A 2,960-nucleotide genomic window follows, 5' to 3' on the forward strand; every position below is an offset into this window, starting at 1 on the left:
CCACCCTCCCGACGAGGGACGCCTCCCCGAGCGTCCTCACCCTCACGTCCGCCATCCGTCACGCTGGCGCCCCCACCCGACCGCGGACATTAATCGCCCCATGCGCGCCTCTCGCCTGCTCGCCTCCGCCCTCGTGGTGCTCGCCGTGTCGGCCTCCGCCTGTCGCAAGAGCCAATCCCAGGGCACCGCCTCACCCGAGGACTGCGTGCGCGTCGCGGACGACTGGGGCCCTGATGGCGCCGTGCCCATCACCGTGGACGTCGTCGCCGAGGGCCTGGAGGTCCCCTGGGGCATCGCCTGGCTGCCGGGTGGAGACGCGCTCGTCACCGAGCGACCCGGTCGCGTGCGACTGCTCAAGGCCGGCGTGCTCCAGCCCCAGCCCGTGGCCACCGTGCGCATCACCCGCGCCGCGGAGGGCGGCCTGCTCGGCATCGCCGCGCACCCGGACTTCGCGACGAACCGCCAGTTCTACGTGTACGTCACCACCGACGCGGGCGGCCAGGATGAGAACCGCGTGGAGCGGTGGACGCTCTCCGAGGACCACACCACCGCGACGTTCGACCGCGTCGTCTTCGGCGGCATCCCCTCCGCGACGTACCACGACGGAGGACGGCTGCGCTTCGGCCCCGACGGCATGCTCTACGCGGGCACCGGTGACGCCCGCGAGCCGGACCGCTCGCAGAACGTCAATGACCCGGCGGGCAAGCTCCTGCGCCTGACTCCCGAAGGACAAATCCCCCAGGACAACCCCTTCCCCGGCTCCCCCGCGTTCCTCACCGGCATCCGCAACCTCCAGGGCTGGGACTGGAAGGATGCCACCACGCTGTACGTCACGGACCACGGCCCGAGCGGCGAGACGATGCGCCGGGGGCACGACGAGGTGAGCCTCGCCCGTCCTGGGAGCAACCTGGGCTGGCCCGGCATCTACTCGTGCGAGCTTCACGCGGGGCAAATCACGCCCTCGCTCACCTTCGCGGACGCGATGCCTCCCGGGGGCGCCGCCCTCTACACCGGCACCGCCATCCCCGAATGGACGGGCTCACTGCTGGTGGGCACGCTGGGCTCGCGGCACCTGCACCGCGTGCGGTTCGCCGCTGACAACCCCGCCCGAGTCACCCTCCACGAGGTCTACCTGCGCGACACGTATGGCCGGCTGCGCGAGGTGAGCATGGGTCCGGACGGCCACCTGTACGTCACCACGAGCAACTGCGATGGCCGTGGGGACTGCGGGGCGAAGAAGGACCTCATCCTCCGCCTGAGGCGCTGAAGCCCGCTGCCAGCCGGCCTCTCAAGATGGGGTCGTGACCTCGCTCTTCCGTTCTGGAAGACTGCGCGCCGTGCACTTGGAGATGCCTCTCGTCATTGGATTGATGGTGGCTGCCATCGTCCTGGCCATCGCCGCCAAGCGGGCGAACATGCCCTACAACGTGGCGCTCGTGGTGGGAGGCCTGCTCATCTCGGTGGGCAACCTGCTCCCCGGCGTGCCGCCACTCAACCCGGAGGTGGTGTTCCTCGTCTGCCTGCCGGCGCTGCTCTTCGAGGGCGGCATCACCGCGGACCTCAATGGCATCCGCGCCAATGCCCTGCCCATCCTCATCCTGTCCACCGTCGGCATGGTGCTGGCCATTGGCGCCACGGGCACCGCGCTGCACTACCTGGTGGACCTGGCCATCTGGCCCGCGCTGCTTCTGGGCGCGCTGCTGGCCGTGACGGACACCGTCTCCATCCTCTATGCGTTCCGTCGCGCCCCGGTGCCGCCTCGCTTGTCCGGCATCATCCAGGGCGAGAGCCTCTTCAACGACGGCACGGCGCTGGTGGCCTACGCGGCCATCGCCAGCGTGGTGGCGGGAGCAGCGGCGCCGTCGCTGCCGATGTTGGCCGCGCGTGTGTTGCTCGCCTCGGCGGGTGGCGCGGTGGTGGGACTCGCGGTGGGCATGCTGGGCGCCTTCGTCATCCGCCGCACCGAGGACCCGCTGGCCGAAATCATGGTGACGACGGCCGTGGCCCTGGCCTCGTTCGTGGTCGCCGAGCAGATTCACCTGTCGGGTGCCATCTCCGCCGTCGTCGCGGGACTGGCCGTCGGTGTCGGGCTGCGCAAGGACGTGTCCCCGCAGAGTCGGGTCGCCATCCACTCCTTCTGGGAGTACGCCACGTTCGGGGTGAACACCTTCCTGTTCCTGGCGGTGGGGCTCACCACCAAGCCGGAGACGCTCAGCGGCTACCTGCCAGAGACGGCCATCGCGGTGGGCTGTGTGTTGGGCGGGCGCGCGGTGGCCATCTATGGGCCCTTCCTGCTCCTGCGGCTCATTCGTCCGGCGGAGGCGGTGCCGCCGCGCTGGCAGCACGTCTTCATCGTGGGCAACATCAAGGGCGCGCTCTCCATCGGACTCGCGCTGGGTCTTCCGGAGACGACGCCGGGCCGCGAGAAGCTGGTGGCCATCGCCTTCGGCGTGACGCTGGTGTCGCTGGTGGGTCAGGGATTGGTGCTCACCCACGCGTTGAAGTGGCTGGGCCTGTTCCAGCAGGACGAGGTGGCGCTGGCCATGTCCGAGCAGCGCGGCAAGCTCATCGCCAGTCGCGCGGCGCACCAGGAACTGGCGTCGCTGCACGAGCAGGGATTGGTGCCTCGGGCCGCGTATGACCACCTGCGCAGCGAGTACCAGGTGAGCATCGCCCGCGCGGAGCGCGAGCTGCGGCGGCTCAATGACCATCACCTCGCGCAGGGTGCGAGGGACCTCATCGCCATGCGGCGTCGGCTCATCGACGCGGAGCGCACGGCGCTGCAGGTCGCGCGCAGGAGCGGCCTCATCCCCGAGACGACGGCGGAGCACATGCTGGCGCAGTTGGATGAGCGGACGCTGAATCTGGAGAAGGTGTTGCACGGAGCGCACGGCGACGAGCCGGCAACGGAGCCCGGGAGGAAGGCGTCGTGAAAATCGTCATCGCGGGTGGGGGACGGG

At 70.3% G+C, this 2,960-nt stretch carries 2 protein-coding genes; both read left to right on the forward strand.

What is annotated here, in order from left to right; all coding sequences use genetic code 11:
- The first annotated feature begins 100 nt into the window (after nucleotides 1–100).
- Complete coding sequence (locus FJV41_RS48620) at nucleotides 101–1,267, forward strand: PQQ-dependent sugar dehydrogenase (RefSeq protein WP_141649430.1); 1,167 nt, start codon at nucleotides 101–103, stop codon at nucleotides 1,265–1,267.
- 70 nt (nucleotides 1,268–1,337) lie between these two features.
- Complete coding sequence (locus tag FJV41_RS48625; protein WP_246137899.1) at nucleotides 1,338–2,933, forward strand: cation:proton antiporter; 1,596 nt, start codon at nucleotides 1,338–1,340, stop codon at nucleotides 2,931–2,933.
- The last annotated feature ends 27 nt before the right edge of the window (nucleotides 2,934–2,960 follow it).

This window comes from Myxococcus llanfairpwllgwyngyllgogerychwyrndrobwllllantysiliogogogochensis (assembly GCF_006636215.1).
Classification (GTDB): domain Bacteria; phylum Myxococcota; class Myxococcia; order Myxococcales; family Myxococcaceae; genus Myxococcus; species Myxococcus llanfairpwllgwyngyllgogerychwyrndrobwllllantysiliogogogochensis.

Excerpts from the sequence above, each read along its gene's own strand:
- FJV41_RS48620 (WP_141649430.1), top strand. The coding sequence starts at position 101 with ATGCGCGCCTCTCGCCTGCTCGCCTCCGCCCTCGTGGTGCTCGCCGTG.